Source organism: Enterobacter sp. RHBSTW-00593 (genome assembly GCF_013784105.1).
In the GTDB taxonomy this organism is placed as follows: Bacteria; Pseudomonadota; Gammaproteobacteria; order Enterobacterales; family Enterobacteriaceae; genus Enterobacter; species Enterobacter ludwigii.
The window spans coordinates 1,839,665-1,858,789 of sequence record NZ_CP056393.1 but is presented as its reverse complement, the minus strand read 5'-3'; the positions used below and the strand labels follow the sequence as shown (position 1 = coordinate 1,858,789).

At 51.4% G+C, this 19,125-nt stretch carries 17 protein-coding genes; 9 read left to right on the top strand and 8 right to left on the bottom strand.

All coding sequences use genetic code 11. The features are described from left to right. Positions 1-207: 207 nt before the first annotated feature. Positions 208-1,680, bottom strand: a complete 1,473-nt coding sequence (locus tag HV242_RS08720) for a sensor domain-containing diguanylate cyclase (protein ID WP_032679672.1) — start codon at positions 1,678-1,680, stop codon at positions 208-210. Positions 1,681-1,861: 181 nt separating this feature from the next. Then, positions 1,862-3,382 carry an EAL domain-containing protein gene (locus HV242_RS08715; protein WP_080471946.1) on the bottom strand — a complete coding sequence of 507 codons (1,521 nt, stop codon included), beginning with the start codon at positions 3,380-3,382 and terminating at the stop codon, positions 1,862-1,864. Positions 3,383-3,619: 237 nt separating this feature from the next. Here HV242_RS08715 and HV242_RS08710 point away from each other — a divergent pair, with 237 nt between their 5' ends. Then, positions 3,620-5,131 carry an EAL domain-containing protein gene (locus HV242_RS08710; protein ID WP_050736646.1) on the top strand — a complete coding sequence of 504 codons (1,512 nt, stop codon included), beginning with the start codon at positions 3,620-3,622 and terminating at the stop codon, positions 5,129-5,131. Here the strand turns inward: HV242_RS08710 and HV242_RS08705 are convergent. The 5 genes from HV242_RS08705 to icd all read right to left on the bottom strand — a co-directional run bounded on the left by HV242_RS08705 (position 5,128) and on the right by icd (position 9,825). Beyond that, positions 5,128-5,823, bottom strand: coding sequence for a hypothetical protein (locus HV242_RS08705; protein ID WP_050736645.1), 696 nt, complete (start codon positions 5,821-5,823; stop codon positions 5,128-5,130). The genes HV242_RS08710 and HV242_RS08705 overlap by 4 nt on opposite strands. Positions 5,824-6,066: 243 nt before the next feature. Then, positions 6,067-6,312 carry a YmjA family protein gene (locus HV242_RS08700; protein ID WP_047744441.1) on the bottom strand — a complete coding sequence of 82 codons (246 nt, stop codon included), beginning with the start codon at positions 6,310-6,312 and terminating at the stop codon, positions 6,067-6,069. A 76-nt stretch (positions 6,313-6,388) separates the two neighbouring features. Continuing rightward, entirely contained in the window at positions 6,389-6,739 is a 351-nt protein-coding gene (locus HV242_RS08695; RefSeq protein WP_020884453.1) for a DUF1304 domain-containing protein, read from the bottom strand. A 199-nt stretch (positions 6,740-6,938) separates the two neighbouring features. Continuing rightward, a complete protein-coding gene (locus HV242_RS08690; protein ID WP_050736644.1) occupies positions 6,939-7,985 on the bottom strand; it encodes a glycosyl hydrolase in 1,047 nt (348 codons plus the stop codon). A 589-nt stretch (positions 7,986-8,574) separates the two neighbouring features. Beyond that, the gene (icd, locus tag HV242_RS08685) at positions 8,575-9,825 is read right to left on the bottom strand and encodes an NADP-dependent isocitrate dehydrogenase (protein WP_014169617.1); all 1,251 of its coding nucleotides are present in this window, start codon (positions 9,823-9,825) and stop codon (positions 8,575-8,577) included. A 117-nt stretch (positions 9,826-9,942) separates the two neighbouring features. Between icd and rluE the strand changes: the two genes are divergently transcribed. The 8 genes from rluE to HV242_RS08645 all read left to right on the top strand — a co-directional run bounded on the left by rluE (position 9,943) and on the right by HV242_RS08645 (position 17,750). After that, the gene (gene rluE / locus HV242_RS08680) at positions 9,943-10,596 is read left to right on the top strand and encodes a 23S rRNA pseudouridine(2457) synthase RluE (RefSeq protein WP_032681233.1); all 654 of its coding nucleotides are present in this window, start codon (positions 9,943-9,945) and stop codon (positions 10,594-10,596) included. Positions 10,597-10,605: 9 nt separating this feature from the next. Continuing rightward, positions 10,606-11,079: an NUDIX hydrolase gene (locus HV242_RS08675; RefSeq protein ID WP_020884456.1), complete on the top strand. Its 474-nt coding sequence runs from the start codon at positions 10,606-10,608 to the stop codon at positions 11,077-11,079. A 40-nt stretch (positions 11,080-11,119) separates the two neighbouring features. Further along, positions 11,120-12,232 (top strand): tRNA 2-thiouridine(34) synthase MnmA, encoded by a 1,113-nt coding sequence (gene mnmA, locus HV242_RS08670; RefSeq protein ID WP_032670452.1) that lies wholly within the window; start codon positions 11,120-11,122, stop codon positions 12,230-12,232. A 27-nt stretch (positions 12,233-12,259) separates the two neighbouring features. Then, entirely contained in the window at positions 12,260-12,889 is a 630-nt protein-coding gene (hflD, locus tag HV242_RS08665) for a high frequency lysogenization protein HflD (protein WP_014169611.1), read from the top strand. A gap of 19 nt (positions 12,890-12,908) precedes the next feature. Beyond that, positions 12,909-14,279 (top strand): adenylosuccinate lyase, encoded by a 1,371-nt coding sequence (gene purB, locus HV242_RS08660; protein ID WP_020884458.1) that lies wholly within the window; start codon positions 12,909-12,911, stop codon positions 14,277-14,279. Between the two features lie 122 nt (positions 14,280-14,401). Next, on the top strand, positions 14,402-15,073 hold the full coding sequence (phoP, locus tag HV242_RS08655) for a two-component system response regulator PhoP (protein WP_032670531.1): 672 nt from the start codon (positions 14,402-14,404) through the stop codon (positions 15,071-15,073). Further along, positions 15,074-16,537 carry a two-component system sensor histidine kinase PhoQ gene (gene phoQ, locus HV242_RS08650; RefSeq protein ID WP_044867219.1) on the top strand — a complete coding sequence of 488 codons (1,464 nt, stop codon included), beginning with the start codon at positions 15,074-15,076 and terminating at the stop codon, positions 16,535-16,537. Positions 16,538-16,628: 91 nt separating this feature from the next. Then, a complete protein-coding gene (locus HV242_RS08645; protein WP_032677894.1) occupies positions 16,629-17,750 on the top strand; it encodes a ribosomal protein uL16 3-hydroxylase in 1,122 nt (373 codons plus the stop codon). A 58-nt stretch (positions 17,751-17,808) separates the two neighbouring features. Here HV242_RS08645 and pepT read toward each other — a convergent pair whose 3' ends face one another. Further along, positions 17,809-19,032, bottom strand: a complete 1,224-nt coding sequence (pepT, locus tag HV242_RS08640; protein ID WP_020884649.1) for a peptidase T — start codon at positions 19,030-19,032, stop codon at positions 17,809-17,811. Positions 19,033-19,125 lie beyond the last annotated feature (93 nt).

Sequence of the window (19,125 nt, the reverse complement as noted above, 5' to 3'; positions counted from 1 at the left end):
AAAGGAAATTTGTGATAAGCATCACAGTGAGAGAGTGCGCGTTTATTCATCAACAGCACCACAAGAAATATGGGGTTGCATCTTTTGTTGAGAAAGATTATCTTTCTCAACACTGAATAGTTGAGTGAAACGCTCAGGTATTCAGTACGACATTGCTCACATTGCTTCCAGTATTTCTTGCCCACTCTAGAGTGGGCTTTTTTTTGCCTACACCGCTACAAAAGCGTGCCGGTTTCGCCCTGCACGTTTTGCCTGATAGAGCGCCTGGTCGGCGGCTATAATGATGTTCTGCTGGCTGCCCGCGATATCCACGGCACGCGCAGTGGAGATCCCGACGCTAACCGTGACCCGCCCGAAGGGACTGAAAGCATGTTCAATATGCAGCGAAAAGACATTGCGAATGATCGTCTGACCGAGGCGGAGCGCTTCCTGGATATCCGTGTCTGGCAGGATCAGTGCAAACTCTTCCCCACCATAGCGCGCCACAACCTGGTTGTCCCGGTTGAGGCTCTCCCTGAGGCTATTTCCCAGCAGGGTTAAACAGCGGTCCCCTTCGGGATGACCATAGTTATCGTTGTATTTTTTGAAGTAGTCCACATCGACAATCAACACCGAAATCGGGGCGTCGCTGGCCGCACAGGCCGCAATTTCTGACAGAATTTTTTCATCAAAAATACGTCGGTTGAAAAGCCCGGTTAGCGCATCTTCAGACGCAATAATCTTCAGCGCTCTGTTATCCCGTGTTTTCCTGGATAAATCGGAATAGAGGAAACAGGACGCCGCAATGAGTATCGCGGTAAAAACCAAAATGAGGACAGAAAGCTGGAGAGCCTGCTTGCGCCAGGGGGCGAGTGCTTCTTGCGTACTGACCGCCACGGTGGTGACGAGCCCGTAGCGCTTGTTCTTCTCGAAAGCATAAATGCGTTCGATTTTATCAAACCGTGAGACAGAGCTGGCGATACCCGCGTTTTGTACCTTGAGGTATGTCCTGAAGAGAGGCGAATCCGAAACAATCGCGCCGATGTAATTATTTTTAAACGGATGACGTACCAGCAACACGCCTGACTGGGTTGTTAAGCCGATCACGCCTGAGTGACCAATATTGATCTGCCCGTATAACGCCAGAAAATTTTCGATACCCAGCGTAACCACAACGACACCGTTAAACGCGCCGGTAGGGGTTTCCAGCCGACGACTAATGGTTATGACCCATTTACCATTCGTTCTGCTGACCACCGGCTGGCCAATAAAAATCTGCTGGCTCTTATTTTCTTTGTGGTAGATAAAAAACGACCTGTCCACCCCTTTCCGGGGTCCGGAAAAACTTTCATGCAGTGCCGTAAAAATATTCCCTTGCGCATCGTAAACAACCACATTATTTATCTGGATAAGAAGATTATCCTGATTGCTTATCATCCGCTGGATATTTTTGGCCTGTTGTGGGGTCATGCCATAAATTTTGATTATGTCGGAAACCGAAGTAATCAACATTTCACTTTGGCGCATGATCCCTTCGCTGTACACGTCTAAGGTATGGCTCAGGTTAGCAACGCTGGTATTTATTTGCTGGATTGACTGCTGCCTGGACGTGGTAATTTGGACGGCAAGCGACAGCGAAATGATCAATGAGACAATGATGACGGTAATAGTTGTTGTGTAAAAAGTATTTTTCACATGCACGAGCTCTTCCACCTTATCACGCCTGACATCCCTGGCTGACAACTTGAGTCACTGTAACAAAGCTCAGGATAAGAGGAAAATGAATTGCACTTAAGCATACAACAGAAATTTGATGATATTTCGCTTTTCGCAAACGGGCATCAGATATTATTACTGGGCCCCTTTCACAGAAAAAAATCTCTTACAGACTGACCTTCTCCAGCGGCTTAGATAAGATGACTTTAATAAATTCTTTATACGAGACCGGTTTACCAAAATAGTATCCCTGCAACAGGGTAATCTGATTACGGTTGAGATAGTCCAGTTGCTCCTTCGTTTCTACCCCTTCAGCCACGATATGCAGTGAGAGTTTTTTCGCCAGGTCAATCACACAGTCCAGCAGGATCGTAGAGTCTTTCGCCTCTGATACCCGGTTCACGAAACTTTTATCGATTTTAATATAATCAATCGCCAGCGCGTGCAGACAGGAGAGTCCGGAATACCCGGTCCCAAAGTCATCAAGCGCAATGACGAAACCGGCGTTATGTAACGCATTGAGATTTTCCACCAGATGAGGATTATCGATCAGCGGTTCACGCTCGGTCACTTCGAGAACCAGTTTGACCTCTTTACCATAAAAGCCTTTTCCAAAGACCCGGCAGTCAGCGATAAAAGAAGGCGCATTGATGTGTCTGGCGCTGATGTTCACCCCGATGTGAAATCCGTCCGGCAACTTAGGCAAAAGCGGCTTAAGCTCGGTCACCACTTTCGCCATTAACCCTTTGGTCAGCGGAATTATCAGACCGCTGCGCTCGGCAATCGGAATAAAAACATCCGGTGGGATAAAGCCTGATTTTGGGTGCTTCCACCTTGCCAGCACTTCCACGCCATACAAACCGCCGGTATCGCCATTCACGATCGGCTGATAGTACGGAACGATCTGGCCGTGGATGATGGCTTTACGCAGATCGTCTTCAAACGAGCTGCTTTTCCCCCTGTAGCGACGGATAAGAATGCCAACAGCTGCAGATAACGCAAGGATAAGCAGTATGAGGCTCCATCCCTGATGCAGTAAACGCGTCAGGCTGAAAAAGGCGGGAGGCTGCCAGGCCATGCTAAACGGAAAATGTGCCGATGCTGTTAAGGAGCCCGCCCACTTCACGGGGGGCCAGCCGGTCACATCCCCCGCGCCGGCTATCGCTTTTTCGCCAACAACCAGCCTCAGTCCCGTGCTGTTTGCTGCACTCGCAATAACATCCCGCAAATGCGCGTCGCTAACGCTTACGATAACGCGCCCTTTCGCGACGGGCATCTGGAAAAGTAACACCGGAATGCCGTTCACCAGGCGATTACCGGGGAGCAGCATCAATTCTTTGTTGGGCAGCGTCTGCGGGCGAACAATCAATACGCCGTTTCCGGGAAGGGAGGTACAGACGATCCTGCCCTGCTGCTCAATCATAATGGCGCGAAGATGCGGTTTCAGCGCAGCTTCCGAACCCAGTTCACGCTGTCCGGTGTCGGTACACCCTGCAGCGGCAACCCGTTTTGCGGTATCTGCAGCACTGACAGCCTCAGCAAGAATGGCCTCAATTTTACGCGTGCTTGCGGCGGCGGTTTCGGCATAATTTGACCGGGCCATATGCCACAACTGCCAGTTAATGATCAGCATGCCACTCAGAAACACAAATAAGGCACACAGAATGGGGAGCATAACGTTACGCACGATTTTTTCCTTAAGAGAAAAACGCTCATTTATGACCTGTATAAGGCGATCGCCTGGCAAACTCTGCGCTGCTTAAAGCAATGTGAAAAGTTTAGTTAAGATTTATCTTAAAAAACTGGTACTTCCGCATGAGTTACTCTGACTGAATAAGATAAACCTCCGTTATTATCAGGCTTGTGCCTTGCCCTGGCTGTGTTAAGATTTGTGAAATCAGGGAGCGAACGGGACAACTGGAAAATGAAAAAGATCATTGCCGTTGCTATCATTTCAACGTTGCTGGTCGCCCTCTCTCTCTACGCGGTTAATGCGGTTATCGTGGCCCAGCAAAAGAGCAAACAGCTCGAGGTTTCCCATTCCCTTTTGCAATATTCAGAAGGCCTCTCTCAAAGTGTGGCGCAGGCGCTCAAAAGCATTACTACACAGGGTTGTGATAAAACCAGTCTCGATAGTTACAGGCAGATAAAGTTAGATAGCCTCTATTTCGGGGATATCGGTTTTATTGAAAAGGGGAAAATAGCCTGTACTGCTTTTTGGGGTAAACTCGCCACTCCCGTTGCCCTTCCTGCAGAGCTGCATAAAACGCCACGGGGTTTTCTTCTGGCACAGTTTTCCAGAAAAGATTTTTTTACAGGCAATGCGGCAATTTATAATAACGTGATTATATTCACCTCCCGCTATGCTTACGATAAGTTCACGCCGATTACGGCGAACTATTCACTGAGTACGACGACCAAAGATTTCGGCAGAACATTTTTCTCAGCCTCCCCGGTGATAAAAGAACAGAGCTGGCTGCATTCGAATCTGTTTACCTTAACCCTGACGCAGTGCAGCGCCGTATGGGATTTGTGTGTGATCGTGAAGCATCACAACGCAGGGCTGGCTTCATTGTCTCTGGTGGTGTTTACCCTTCTCACGGCAATTCTGGCTTTCATCTGGATAGCGATCACGCTGTTTTTCTTCCGCATCTATGAAGATCGGTTCTCACTGGAGCGCACGCTGGTTAACGCGGTAAAAGCCAATACCATCAGCGTTAACTACCAGCCCATTATTCGAATCCAGGATAAAAAAATGGTGGGCGTCGAAGTTCTGTCGAGATGGCGCGATAACAATCATGGAGAGGTCTCGCCTGAGCTCTTTATTCCCTTAATTAAGAAAATTGGCCTGTATCAAAAGTATTATATCAATATCATCGAAAAATCCCTGGCAGAAATCGCCTCGCTGGCGATTAAACATCAGCTGGTGATTTCATTAAATATTGGCCGAACCGAGATTGAAGACGAGCAATTCATTAAGATTCTGTGTCGTGAGTGTTTAGTGAACAGCATTCCACTCTCCTTGATAAAAGTTGAACTCTCTGAAAAGGCGGTCTCCACTGCGGATGTTCTCGAAGGGTTTTGTCAGGCATTAAAATCACTGGGTGTGAGAATATCAATTGACGATTTTGGAGTGCAAAACTCTAACCTCGCCCGCATATCGCTTCTGGAATACGATGAGATCAAAATAGACAAATCGCTGGTAGATGGTATTAATGAGCATTATAAACAGAATATATTCGTCATCTTTAGTGACGCCCTCGCCAGACTGAATAAAACGCTCGTCTTTGAAGGTGTGGAAAGCGAAACGCAATATCGCTTTATCGCAGACCGGTATCCTGATGCCCTGATTCAGGGATGGTATTTCTCTAAATCACTGACCATTGATGAACTGACGCAGCAACTTAACAACGATAAGCAAAAACCAGCGCGTTAGCATGTCAACATTGACGACGTGACGGCTCTGCATAGCGTCCAGTTATAATTCACGACGTTGAGTTTTAGCTCTCCGCAAACCTCACCGTAACGCTGCATGCGGCGCTCACGGAAAAACGCCCTCAGTGATTCAGGCAGACAGTCTGCCTGGTAGCGCAACAGCGTAGTGTGCCAGAACGGCGCTGGCAAAAGGGTATTGCCATGACGTAAGCGCAACGCCTCTTGCCAGTCCGTGGTTAACAGACGTTCACAAAACGCCTGCCGCTGCCTCAAGGCAAGTGTATCGGGTATGCCTGCAAGCAAGAGCTGGTTGGGCAATGCCACCAGCCTGAGTTCCCGAACCGTGATGCCCAGACCGGCAAAAGGGGTCCATGCGTCGATAAGCTGATGCGTCTTCGCCGGTAACGGTGCATTCTCGTCGTAGAGAGGGAGCGTTATGGGTACGAAGGTGAAATGGAAGCCGGATGGCGGCTGGAGGTCTACTAACGAGTCGTGGCGGGTCAACGCCCGCAGTTCCCGAAACAACATGTCGAGAGACGCGGTCATTTCCGGCTGGAAACCTGTCGCCAGTGCGAGCTTTTGCGTAGCATAAAACGGCTCCCTTACCGCTCCGATACCGTCCCGCTTTTCCCAGAGCGCCAGCGTCTTAGCGTTGGTGTCGTGGTAATGTTTTTCCAGATCAGACGTTTCCATTTCTTTCCTAAAAACATATAGTCGTCACATTCAGACCGTAGATTACCCTGAAGCACACTCTCATTTGGTTAAAACGTGAAAAATTCTCTGTTGTTTCCGCTGGTACTCTTTTTCCTGATCGTTATTTTCGCCCTGCTCATCGGTAAACCCTCAACGCACATCCCGGATAAAAAATGCATGTGGTCCGATAGCGTGATGCTGAGCTGTTTAGCAAAGCATCAGCACAACGGTTTTTGAGGTGGACTATTCATTTCCCCACTGATTGAGGAAGTTCGCAATATCATCAATGCGCGCGCTACGGATGCCGGCTTCACTCGCCATCTCTTGCTGGGCTTCCTCGCTGATCTCTTCATTGTTCGATAAACGGGTGAGCAGCAACTGGAAATAACAGGCAAGAGGATCGCGCTCTGCCTCACTTACCGGCTCCGCGGCTTCCGACGCGTATTCATCGACGATGTCATAATACTTAAGTGGAATTTCATTGGGCATAAACAGTCTCTTCTCTGACCTTTAAGGGTAATGCGTAAGTATATCGGACGGCACTCTTAGACCAAAGCCTTGTTAATCAACGCAACCACAATGCAATCAATGCAGCCAGCGCCGGTAAAGCCTGAACATAGAGTATTTTTCGGCTGGCGGTCATGGCACCGTAAATGCCCGCAATCAACACGCAGGTCAAAAAGAAGAAGACCACAGGAACACCGCTTTCACCAAGCCACAGTCCCCAGAGCAGTCCCGCTGCCAGAAAACCGTTATACAACCCCTGATTTGCGGCCAGCACGCGGGTATCGCGTGCAAAATCAGGGCTGAGATTAAATGCCTTGTGGCCTGTTTTTGTGTTCCACAGGAACATTTCCAGAACAAGTATGTAGAGATGAATTAATGCAACAATAGCGACAAGGATCGTAGCTAACATCTTGCAGTCTCCCGCAGGCAGAGGAAAAAAACGAGGACCGTCTGGCCCCCGTTCACGTTTAACCCAGAATCTGGATGACATATTCGCGATGATCGCGTCGCCAGACTCTGAACATTTTAGCATCTTCTATAGCGTTAACGATCGGGCCAGCGACTTCAACCATTTAATATGGTGCATCAACATGACACCGGAACGAACGTTAACTCAGAACGCTGCCGTTCCATACATCTCCGAGATTTATTACCCGGTCATTATTGTATGCACCAGAGGCATTCAGGTTTTTCAGCGGGCTCCAGTCATTGTTCCAGGGGATAAACATGGTTGCTTTAGGGTATTTCTGAAGAATAACACTCACTAAGTTTGCATAATCAAACTGGCCGTTAATTGTTGATGGCCCCACTTCTGCAAAGGCAAACGGCTTATTCAATGCCACCATTTCATCGTAACCGTTTACAGTGGCAGGATTGTCTGTATACAAGTCCAGGCCAGTAATATCAACATACTCTGCGCCAGGGTAATAAGATGTCTTATAATCCCGGTTTGCATCAGGAGAGAAGACCCAGAGTAAATTGTTTAACCCTTTCGTTTTAACGAAATAGTTAAAGATATCCTGATACAGGCGTCGATACAGATCCATACGTACAGTATCGTTTGTATTCTCACCGGTTGCCCCCCACCAGAACCACTCGCCATTCATCTCATGCAAGGGTCGATAAAAGACGGTGACACCTTTCTCATTCAGTTGCTGTAGGCCCTGAGCGACTTTATCAAGCATTGCCAGCCAGCGCCCACGCGACGGTGTTCCAGACTGTAAGATTGCAGAAAATTCATCATTACTCACAGGATGCTTGAGAGCCCCCTTTCCATCACCTGGATTATTCCCCGCAAAACAAGGGTTTGGTAAATGGTGGCTGATCGCGACCAGTCCGCCTTTTTTCCAGTGGTCGATCAGATCGGCATTACAACCAAAATCGATCAAACTGGCTTCCTCTCCTGGGGTACAGGCATCCCAGCCACGGGCATAGTCAGCGCTATAAATAGCGGGGAATTTCCCGGTCAGGGCCTGCAGTTCTTTTCCTTGTTGCAGGGAAAAAGCATCGACGCCGCCGATATTGCTATAGCCACCAAAAATACCTGAAATGAGCTTTTTACCCTGTCGTTCGGACAGACCACTCAACCACTGATAAATCATTTTCGCATTATTATCTGCAGACTGATTTGCGGGTACTACAGTAAAAGTACTCATTTGTAGAATATCCTTACGTCTCGATTGGAAAATACATGGCAATGAATGACCATGCGTGTTTGCTATGTACACAATAAAACCGACATTTCCCGGCTTTATTTTTTCGTACAGTTTGTCTGACTTTTCCCACTACCGCGGAAAGTGCCAGCGCAGCAATACCGTTTGATTAAATAACTTGCTGCGACAGGGATATTTATAACAGCCGCCTGCTTAAAATGATGCTAATTCACGTTGTGCTATCTCCCGTAATACGAGTGATATTCCGCACACCAGAAAGTTATGCTGACAAGAGAATTAATGAGAGTTTCACCGTAATCGCGTCGTACCCGATAAGTCAGATCAGGTATTCATGAGCGCGGCACCGGGTGAGGCCGGACACCATAACAATGAATTTAGTGAGACGTGGAATTAAGATATTCAAGAAATTTTGGGGCATACATCGCCGAATCAAACGGCGAAAGCTCATGATGGCCCGGTAGAGTGTGGACGGTAAATGCTATTGAAGGAGGGGTTTTGATAACCGTACGAAATCGAATAATAAAAAACGGGAACCCATCGGCTCCCGTTCTTGTTTAACCCAGACTCTGGATTACATGTTCGCGATAATCGCGTCGCCAAACTCTGAACATTTCAGCAGCTTAGCGCCTTCCATCAGACGTTCGAAATCATAGGTAACGGTTTTCGCGTTGATCGCGCCTTCCATACCTTTAACGATCAGGTCTGCGGCTTCGAACCATTCCATATGACGCAGCATCATTTCTGCAGACAGGATGATAGAACCTGGGTTCACTTTATCCTGGCCGGCATATTTTGGTGCCGTACCGTGGGTCGCTTCGAACAGTGCGCACTCGTCACCGATGTTCGCACCAGGAGCGATACCAATACCGCCAACCTGCGCCGCCAGGGCGTCGGAGATGTAGTCACCGTTCAGGTTCATACAGGCGATAACGTCATATTCAGCAGGACGCAGCAGGATCTGCTGCAGGAACGCATCGGCGATCACATCTTTAATGATGATCTCTTTGCCGGTGTTCGGGTTCTTGATCTTCTGCCATGGACCACCGTCAATCAGCTCACCACCGAACTCTTCCATCGCCAACTGGTAGCCCCAGTCTTTGAATGCGCCTTCGGTGAACTTCATGATGTTGCCTTTGTGAACCAGCGTCACAGAGTCACGGTCGTTGGTGATCGCGTATTCAATGGCCGCACGCACCAGACGTTTAGTCCCTTCTTCGGAGCAAGGCTTGATACCGATACCGCAATGCTCAGGGAAGCGAATTTTCTTCACGCCCATCTCTTCGCGCAGGAATTTAATCACTTTCTCTGCGTCAGCAGAGTCCGCTTTCCACTCGATGCCCGCGTAGATGTCTTCTGAGTTTTCGCGGAAGATAACCATGTCGGTCAGTTCAGGGTGCTTAACCGGGCTTGGGGTGCCCTGATAGTAACGAACCGGACGCAGACACACGTACAGGTCCAGCTCCTGACGCAGCGCAACGTTCAGGGAACGAATACCGCCACCGACTGGAGTTGTCAGAGGGCCTTTAATAGCAACGCGGTAGTCGCGGATCAGGTCCAGCGTTTCAGCTGGCAGCCAAACGTCCTGGCCATAAACTTGAGTAGATTTTTCACCGGTGTAAATTTCCATCCAGGAAATTTTACGCTCGCCTTTGTAGGCTTTCTCAACAGCGGCATCAACCACTTTCAGCATTGCCGGGGTAACGTCTACACCGATACCGTCACCTTCGATGAACGGGATAATCGGATTGTGAGGAACGTTAATCTTGCCGTTTTGCAGGGTGATCTTTTTACCTTCCGCCGGAACAACTACTTTGCTTTCCATTAACCTCTCCTTCGAGCGCTTCTGGTTGTTACTGATCTTATGTTAATAAATTGTAATGAGCCCTTCGATAGTACCTGATTGTCCGACGCCATGAAAGGTCTTCGTTAATAGGCTATAATGCGGCAATTGATAACGTCTGAAAATACCATGAAGAAAACTTCTTTTACAAAACACCGGGTTGAGCGATTCAGCTCACGACAAGCCGCCAGAAGACCACAAGAATCCCAGCCAAAGCGGGTGATTTTGTTCAATAAACCCTACGATGTTTTGCCGCAGTTTACTGACGAAGCCGGACGCAGCACGCTGAAGGATTACATTCCTGTTCAGGGCGTCTACGCCGCTGGCCGTCTGGACCGGGATAGCGAAGGACTTCTGGTCTTAACCAACGATGGTGCCTTACAGGCCCGGCTCACTCAGCCGGGCAAACGCACGGGAAAGATTTACTTCGTCCAGGTTGAAGGTGAACCGGATGAAGAGACGCTGGCGACATTACGCCGTGGCGTGACGTTAAACGATGGTCCTACCTTGCCTGCAGGTATTGAGCTCGTCAGCGAGCCGGAATGGCTGTGGCCACGCACGCCGCCGATCCGCGAGCGCAAATCCATCCCGACGAGCTGGCTCAAAATCACCCTTTATGAAGGCCGTAATCGCCAGGTTCGCCGGATGACCGCACACGTGGGCTTCCCTACCCTGCGACTTATTCGCTACGCCATGGGCAACTACACCCTGGATTCACTGGCAAACGGTGAATGGCGGGACGTTACCCCTTAAGGAGTCACTATGTTTAAACCGCATGTCACGGTCGCCTGCGTGGTTCACGCGCAGGGTAAGTTTTTGGTCGTAGAAGAGAGTATTAACGGCAAGGCGCTGTGGAACCAGCCAGCCGGGCACCTTGAAGCCAATGAAACCTTACTGCAGGCCGCCAAACGCGAATTGTGGGAAGAAACCGGTATCCACGCGGAGCCGCAACACTTCATCCGTATGCACCAGTGGATTGCCCCTGATCACACTCCGTTCCTGCGCTTTTTATTTGCCGTCGAGCTTAGCGAAACGTGCGCCACAGAGCCGCAGGACGATGATATCGATCGCTGCCTGTGGGTCACTGCCGAAGAGATCCTGAACGCGCCAAACCTGCGCTCGCCGCTGGTTGCCGAGAGTATCCGCTGCTGGCAGTCTGCTGGTCGCCTGCCGCTTGAGGTGATTGGAGAATTTAACTGGCCGTTTACAGAGGGTGCCAATGGTGGGGGGGCGTGATAGAATACGCCGCCTTGAAGTTCAATGTCGTGAGTATTCCATGTCAGATAACAGCCAGAAAAAAGTGATCGTCGGCATGTCCGGCGGTGTCGATTCCTCCGTTTCCGCCTACCTGTTGCAACAACAGGGCTATAAGGTGGAGGGCCTGTTCATGAAGAACTGGGAGGAAGATGATGGCGAGGAATATTGCACTGCTGCTGCGGATCTCGCCGATGCGCAGGCGGTGTGCGATAAGCTGGGCATTGAACTGCACACCGTTAACTTTGCCGCAGAATACTGGGACAACGTCTTCGAGCTTTTCCTGGAAGAGTACAAAGCCGGTCGTACCCCGAACCCGGACATTCTGTGCAACAAAGAGATCAAATTTAAAGCCTTCCTGGAATTCGCCGCAGAAGATCTGGGTGCAGACTATATTGCGACCGGGCACTACGTGCGTCGTGCCGATGTGAATGGCAAAAGCCAGCTGCTGCGCGGTCTGGATGGCAACAAAGATCAAAGCTACTTCCTTTATACACTCAGCCACGAACAGATTGCGCAAAGCCTGTTCCCGGTAGGCGAGCTTGAAAAGCCGCAGGTGCGTAAAATCGCCGAAGAGCTGGATCTGATCACCGCGAAGAAAAAAGACTCCACCGGTATCTGTTTTATCGGCGAGCGCAAATTCCGCGACTTCCTTGGTCGTTACCTGCCGGCACAGCCGGGCAAAATCGTTACCGTCGACGGTGATGAGATTGGTCAACATCAGGGGCTGATGTACCACACGCTGGGCCAGCGTAAAGGGCTGGGTATTGGCGGCACCAAAGAAGGCAGCGAAGATCCGTGGTACGTCGTAGATAAAGATGTCGAAAACAATATTCTGGTTGTTGCTCAGGGCCACGACCATCCGCGTCTGATGTCCGTCGGCCTCATCGCACAACAGCTGCACTGGGTCGATCGTGAGCCGCTGAAGGGTACGCTGCGCTGCACGGTAAAAACACGCTATCGCCAGACCGATATCCCTTGTACCGTCACCGCGCTGGATGATGAACGCATTGATGTGCGTTTCGACGAGCCGGTTGCGGCGGTCACCCCAGGCCAGTCCGCCGTATTCTACAGCGGCGAAATCTGTCTGGGCGGCGGGATCATTGAACAGCGCCTGCCGCTGCCGGCCGTTTAACACGATTGCACTCATAAAGGAGAACGTGTGGCGAAGAACTATTATGACATCACCCTGGCACTGGCTGGAATTTGCCAGTCTGCCCGTCTGGTGCAACAGCTGGCGCATCAGGGTCATTGCGATGCTGACGCGCTGCACGTTTCACTCAACAGCGTTATCGACCTCAACCCCGGTTCGACTCTGGGTGTCTTCGGTGGGAGTGAAACCAATCTTCGTCTCGGTCTTGAAACTTTGCTTGGCGTGCTTAACGCCAGTAGCCGTCAGGGGTTGAACGCGGAGCTGACCCGCTACACGTTAAGCCTGATGGTACTGGAGCGTAAGCTCAGTGCGGCCAAAGGCGCGCTTGATACGCTCGGTGACCGCATTGCCGGGCTGCAGCGCCAGCTCGACCATTTTGATCTGCAGTCCGAAACGCTGCTCAGTGCCATGGCCGGCATTTATGTTGACGTCATCAGCCCGCTGGGCCCACGTATTCAGGTCACCGGCTCTCCTGCCGTGCTGCAAAGCCCGCAGGTTCAGGCAAAAGTCCGCGCCTCCCTGCTGGCGGGTATTCGTGCCGCCGTGCTGTGGCATCAGGTTGGCGGTGGCCGCCTGCAGTTAATGTTTTCTCGTAATCGCCTGACGACTCAGGCAAAACAAATTCTTGCTCATTGTTAACCTCCCGGAGTTGCGAATTATGGAATTATCCTCACTGACCGCCGTATCCCCTGTAGATGGACGCTACGGCGATAAAGTCAGCGCGCTGCGCGGGATCTTCAGCGAATATGGTTTGCTGAAGTTCCGTGTTCAGGTTGAAGTACGCTGGCTGCAAAAGCTGGCCGCCCAGGCAGCAATCAAGGAAGTTCCTGCTTTTGACGCCCAGGCAAACGATTACCTCGATAAAATCGTTGCTGACTTCAACGAAGAAGATGCTGCGCGCATTAAAACTATTGAGCGCACCACCAACCATGACGTAAAAGCGGTTGAGTATTTCCTTAAAGAGAAAGTGGCAAGCGTGCCTGCGCTGCATGCCGTGTCTGAATTCATTCACTTCGCCTGCACCTCAGAAGACATTAACAACCTGTCTCATGCACTGATGCTCTCCACCGCACGTAAAGACGTGGTGCTGCCTTACTGGCGTAAAATCATCGACGCGGTAAAAGCACTGTCTGTCGAATATCGTGATATTCCGCTGCTGTCCCGTACCCACGGTCAGCCGGCCACTCCCTCCACGATGGGTAAAGAGATGGCAAACGTGGCGTACCGTATGGAACGTCAGTATCGTCAGCTGGAGCAGGTCGAGATTCTGGGTAAAATCAACGGTGCGGTAGGTAACTACAACGCCCACATCGCCGCCTACCCGGAAGTGGACTGGCATCAGTTCAGCGAAGCGTTCGTGACCTCTCTGGGCATTCAGTGGAACCCGTACACCACCCAGATTGAGCCGCACGACTATATCGCGGAACTGTTTGACTGCATCGCTCGCTTCAACACCATTCTGATCGATTTCGATCGTGACGTGTGGGGTTACATCGCGCTGAACCACTTCAAACAGAAGACCATCGCCGGTGAAATTGGCTCCTCAACCATGCCGCACAAAGTCAACCCAATCGACTTCGAAAACTCCGAAGGCAACCTGGGCCTGGCGAATGCGGTGCTGCAGCACATGGCGAGCAAACTGCCAGTTTCCCGCTGGCAGCGCGACCTGACTGACTCCACCGTGCTGCGTAACCTGGGCGTGGGTATCGGCTACGCGCTGATCGCGTATCAGTCCACCCTGAAAGGTGTAAGCAAACTGGAAGTGAACCGCGACCGTCTGCTGGACGAGCTGGATCACAACTGGGAAGTGCTGGCAGAGCCCATTCAGACCGTCATGCGTCGTTATGGCATTGAAAAACCGTACGAGAAACTGAAAGAGCTGACGCGCGGTAAACGCGTAGACGCCGAAGGCATGAAACAGTTTATCGACAGTCTGGAACTGCCAGAAGACGAGAAAACCCGCCTGAAAGCGATGACCCCGGCAAACTATATCGGCCGTGCCATCACCATGGTTGACGAGCTGAAGTAACCTCCCTTCCCCCTTTCCGCCTGGAAAGGGGGCTGCTTTTCCCCGGTTTACTTAATGTTTATCCCCACAACAACATAATCAGCGTTAAACTATTCATACCATTCATATAGGGAGAAAAGATGATGCGCGTACTGGTTGTTGAGGATAACGCATTGCTACGCCATCACCTGAAGGTTCAGCTTCAGGAGATGGGACATCAGGTGGACGATGCCGAAGATGCAAAAGAAGCCGATTATTATCTCAATGAGCACCTGCCGGATATCGCCATCGTCGATCTCGGATTGCCTGATGAAGACGGTTTGTCGTTGATTCGTCGCTGGCGCAGCCATGATGTCTCCCTTCCGGTTCTGGTGTTGACCGCTCGTGAAGGCTGGCAGGACAAGGTTGAAGTGCTCAGCGCGGGCGCGGATGATTACGTCACCAAGCCGTTTCACATCGAAGAAGTGGCGGCACGCATGCAGGCACTGCTACGCCGCAACAGCGGCCTGGCCTCCCAGGTGATTTCGATTCCCCCTTTCCAGGTTGATCTCTCCCGTCGTGAATTCTCGATCAATAATGAAGTCATTAAGCTGACCGCGTTTGAATACACCATCATGGAAACGTTAATCCGCAACAGTGGCAAAGTGGTGAGCAAAGACTCCTTAATGCTTCAGCTTTATCCGGATGCCGAGCTACGTGAGAGCCACACGATTGATGTGTTGATGGGACGTCTGCGCAAGAAAATTCAGGCGGAGTACCCGCAGGACGTGATCACGACCGTCCGTGGTCAGGGTTATCTGTTCGAAATACGCTAAATGAAAGGGATCTTGCGTCATATTCTGCCCCTCTCGCTGCGGGTTCGCTTTTTACTGGCAACGGCCGCCGTCGTGCTGGTGTTATCCCTCTCCTACGGCATGGTGGCTCTGGTGGGCTACAGCGTCAGTTTTGATAAAACAACTTTTCGACTGTTGCGTGGTGAAAGCAACCTGTTTTATACCCTGGCGAAATGGGAAAACAACACGATCACCGTCGAAATGCCGGAAAACCTTAACCAGCAAAGCCCGACGCTGGCCCTGATTTATAATGAAAAGGGAAAACTACTTTGGGCACAACGCGATATCCCATGGCTGGTTAAAAGTATTCGTCCGGAATGGCTTAAGACCAATGGTTTCCACGAACTTGAAGCCGATCTGAACACCACCAGCTCGCTGCTGCGCGAGGACCGCTCCCTGCAGCAAAAGCTGAATGAGATCCGCGCAGACGATGCCGAAACAGAAATGACGCACTCCGTGGCGATTAACCTCTACCCGGCCACGATGAACATGCCGCAGTTAACCATCGTGGTGGTCGATACCATCCCGGTCGAACTTAAACGTTCTTATATGGTATGGAACTGGTTCGTCTATGTTCTGGCCGCGAATCTGCTGCTAGTAATCCCGCTGCTGTGGCTCGCCGCGTGGTGGAGTTTACGCCCCATCGAATCGCTGGCGAGAGAGGTGCGCGAGCTGGAAGAACATCATCGTGAGAAGCTCAACCCGGAGACTACCCGCGAGCTGACAAGCCTGGTGCGTAACCTCAACCGTCTGCTGAAAAGCGAACGTGAGCGCTATGATAAATACCGCACCACCCTCACCGACCTCACGCATAGCCTGAAAACGCCGCTGGCGGTGATGCAAAGTACCCTGCGTTCGATGCGCAGCTCAAAGCTGAGCGTTGATGACGCCGAGCCGGTGATGCTGGAACAGATCAGCCGTATTTCTCAGCAAATTGGTTACTATCTGCACCGTGCCAGCATGCGTTCCGGCAGCGCGTTATTGAGCCGCGAACTGCATCCTGTGGCACCGCTTCTGGATAACCTCATCTCCGCGCTCAACAAGGTTTACCAGCGCAAAGGGGTCAATATCAGCCTCGATATCTCTCCCGAAATCAGCTTTGTTGGTGAACAAAATGATTTCATGGAAGTGATGGGCAATTTGCTGGATAACGCCTGTAAATATTGCCTGGAATTCGTGGAAGTTTCCGCGCGTCAGACGGATAACGAATTGCATATTATCGTTGAGGATGATGGCCCGGGGATCCCACGCAATAAACGTGATGTGGTATTCGACCGCGGACAGCGTGCGGATACGTTACGCCCCGGCCAGGGGGTTGGGTTAGCGGTGGCACGCGAAATCGTCGACCAGTACGACGGAAAAATTGAAACCGAAGACAGTTTACTCGGAGGCGCCAGAATGGAGGTCATTTTCGGTCGCCAGCAGCCCACATCGAACGATAGTTAACCCGTTATGTGAAAAATGCGAGGATCTCGCACCCAGGCTCCTGTGCTTCCGTTATAATCCGAGTCAGTAAGAGCCTGCGGAATAAAAAAATATGGATTATCACTTAACACTTAACTGGCCCGAATTTATTGAACGTTACTGGCAGAAACGCCCGGTCGTTCTTAAACGCGGGTTCAGCAATTTTGTCGATCCTCTCTCCCCTGACGAACTGGCCGGCCTGGCCATGGAGAGTGAAGTCGACAGCCGCCTGGTAAGCCACCAGGACGGGAAATGGCAGGTCAGCCACGGTCCTTTCGAAAGCTACGATCACCTCGGTGAAAACAACTGGTCATTACTGGTTCAGGCGGTTAACCACTGGCATGAACCGACTGCGGCGTTAATGCGTCCGTTCCGCGCCCTGCCCGACTGGCGAATGGACGATCTGATGATCTCCTTCTCCGTGCCAGGAGGGGGCGTTGGTCCGCATCTGGACCAGTACGACGTGTTCATCATTCAGGGTACAGGCCGCCGCCGCTGGCGCGTGGGCGACAAAGTGCCGATGAAACAGCACTGCCCGCATCCGGACCTGCTTCAGGTCGATCCGTTTGAAGGGATTATCGATGAAGAGCTGGAGCCGGGTGATATTCTCTATATCCCACCAGGGTTCCCGCACGAAGGGTATTCGCTGGAAAACTCGCTGAACTACTCCGTCGGATTCCGCGCACCAAGCGGTCGCGAAATGATCAGCGGCTTTGCTGACTACGTGCTGCAGCGTGAACTGGGCAGCCATCGTTACAGCGATCCGGATGTGCCTGCACGCGAGCACCCGGCCGATATTGTGCCAGCCGAACTGGACAAGCTTCGCGGCATGATGCTGGATTTGATCAATGAACCGGCGCATTTCAGCCAGTGGTTTGGTGAGTTTATCAGCCAGTCACGCCATGAGCTGGATGTGGCACCGCCAGAGCCGCCATACCAGGCCGACGAGATTTATGACGCACTGCAACAGGGCGACAAACTGGTTCGTCTGGGCGGGTTGCGCGTACTGCGCATCGGTGAAGATGTTTTCGTTAACGGCGAGAAGCTGGACTCCCCTCACCGTCCGGCGCTGGAGGCTATTGCCAGCCACCTGACCTTAACGGCCGATACCTTTGGCGATGCGCTGGAAGATCCCTCTTTCCTCGCGATGCTCGCCGCGCTGGTGAACAGCGGGTACTGGTTCTTTGAGGACTAAACCGTAAAGAAAAGCGTGCCGGGTGGCGGCTTCGCCTGACCCGGCCTTTTTTTTGTCATTACCGCGCCGCGGTCAGCTCCGCAATTCGCACAATCACCTTCACCGCTTTTTCCATTCCTTCCAGCGTCACGAACTCGTGCTTGCCGTGATAGTTGTAGCCACCGGTAAACAGATTCGGGCAAGGCAGCCCCATAAACGACAGCTGCGAACCGTCTGTGCCGCCACGAATCGGTTTTAACAGCGGTTCAATATCACAGTCACGCATTGCCTGCTGCGCGATATCGAGGATATGCGGATGCGCCATCACTTTCTCGCGCATATTGTAGTAGCTGTCTTCGATAATCAGCTCGATATAGCAATCCGGATGCAGGCCCTTACCGACCTTTTTGGCTATCTCCATCATCTTACGTTTACGCGCTTCAAATGCTTTACGGTCAAAGTCGCGAATGATGTAGTGCATCTGCGCACTGTCTACGGTGCCTTTAATGCTGGTCAGGTGATAAAAACCTTCATAACCGTCGGTCTGTTCCGGGCTCTCTTCTGGCGGAACTTCCGCATGAATACGCGACGCCAGCGACAACGCATTCACCATGACCCCTTTGGCGGAGCCAGGATGAACGTTGTTTCCGACGATTTTGATTGTCACGGACGCGGCGTTGAAATTCTCGAACTCCAGTTCCCCTACGCCGCCACCGTCGACGGTGTAGGCCCACTTCGCGTTAAAAGCATCTACGTCGAAGTGTTTTGCCCCCTTGCCGACCTCTTCATCCGGCGTAAAGGCGACACGGATATCCCCGTGCGGGATATTTTTCTCTTTCAGCACCGCCAGCGCCGTCATGATCTCGGCAATACCCGCTTTGTCATCGGCACCCAGCAGCGTTTTGCCGTCGGTGGTGATGAGCGTCTGACCGAGCAGCTGGTGCAGCACCGGGAACATCACCGGCGACAGTACTTCGTCACCAATCCCCAGCGCAATGTCGCCGCCGCGGTAGTTTTCAACAATCTGCGGGTTCACATGTTTACCGCTAAAATCCGGAGAGGTGTCGACATGGGAGATAAAGCCAATCGCCGGGATATCACCGGAGACATTCGCAGGCAGCGTTCCCATCACAGTGCCTTTCTCGCTTAACGTGACGTTAACCAGCCCCATGGCGTCGAGCTGCTCTTTGAGCAGGTTTAATAACTTCCACTGGCCTTCGGTGCTTGGCACCTGGCGGACACCCGGTTTAGATTGGGTATCCAGCGAAACGTACTGTAAAAAACGCTCAAGTAATTTATCCATGCAGTCACCCTCACTTTTTGTGACAACATTATCAATAAGCATCAAAAGGCAAATATTGCGTCAGGTCACTTTTATCCCGCAAACGAGAATATT

Bases quoted from the DNA above. Each gene is read 5' to 3' on its own strand.
- rluE (WP_032681233.1), top strand. From the start codon at position 9,943: ATGCGGCAATTGATAACGTCTGAAAATACCATGAAGAAAACTTCTTTT.
- HV242_RS08645 (WP_032677894.1), top strand. From the start codon at position 16,629: ATGGATTATCACTTAACACTTAACTGGCCCGAATTTATTGAACGTTAC.
- mnmA (WP_032670452.1), top strand. From the start codon at position 11,120: ATGTCAGATAACAGCCAGAAAAAAGTGATCGTCGGCATGTCCGGCGGT.
- HV242_RS08690 (WP_050736644.1), bottom strand. From the start codon at position 7,985: ATGAGTACTTTTACTGTAGTACCCGCAAATCAGTCTGCAGATAATAAT.
- HV242_RS08700 (WP_047744441.1), bottom strand. From the start codon at position 6,312: ATGCCCAATGAAATTCCACTTAAGTATTATGACATCGTCGATGAATAC.
- phoP (WP_032670531.1), top strand. From the start codon at position 14,402: ATGCGCGTACTGGTTGTTGAGGATAACGCATTGCTACGCCATCACCTG.
- icd (WP_014169617.1), bottom strand. From the start codon at position 9,825: ATGGAAAGCAAAGTAGTTGTTCCGGCGGAAGGTAAAAAGATCACCCTG.
- pepT (WP_020884649.1), bottom strand. From the start codon at position 19,032: ATGGATAAATTACTTGAGCGTTTTTTACAGTACGTTTCGCTGGATACC.
- purB (WP_020884458.1), top strand. From the start codon at position 12,909: ATGGAATTATCCTCACTGACCGCCGTATCCCCTGTAGATGGACGCTAC.
- HV242_RS08675 (WP_020884456.1), top strand. From the start codon at position 10,606: ATGTTTAAACCGCATGTCACGGTCGCCTGCGTGGTTCACGCGCAGGGT.
- HV242_RS08695 (WP_020884453.1), bottom strand. From the start codon at position 6,739: ATGTTAGCTACGATCCTTGTCGCTATTGTTGCATTAATTCATCTCTAC.
- HV242_RS08705 (WP_050736645.1), bottom strand. From the start codon at position 5,823: ATGGAAACGTCTGATCTGGAAAAACATTACCACGACACCAACGCTAAG.
- phoQ (WP_044867219.1), top strand. From the start codon at position 15,074: ATGAAAGGGATCTTGCGTCATATTCTGCCCCTCTCGCTGCGGGTTCGC.
- HV242_RS08710 (WP_050736646.1), top strand. From the start codon at position 3,620: ATGAAAAAGATCATTGCCGTTGCTATCATTTCAACGTTGCTGGTCGCC.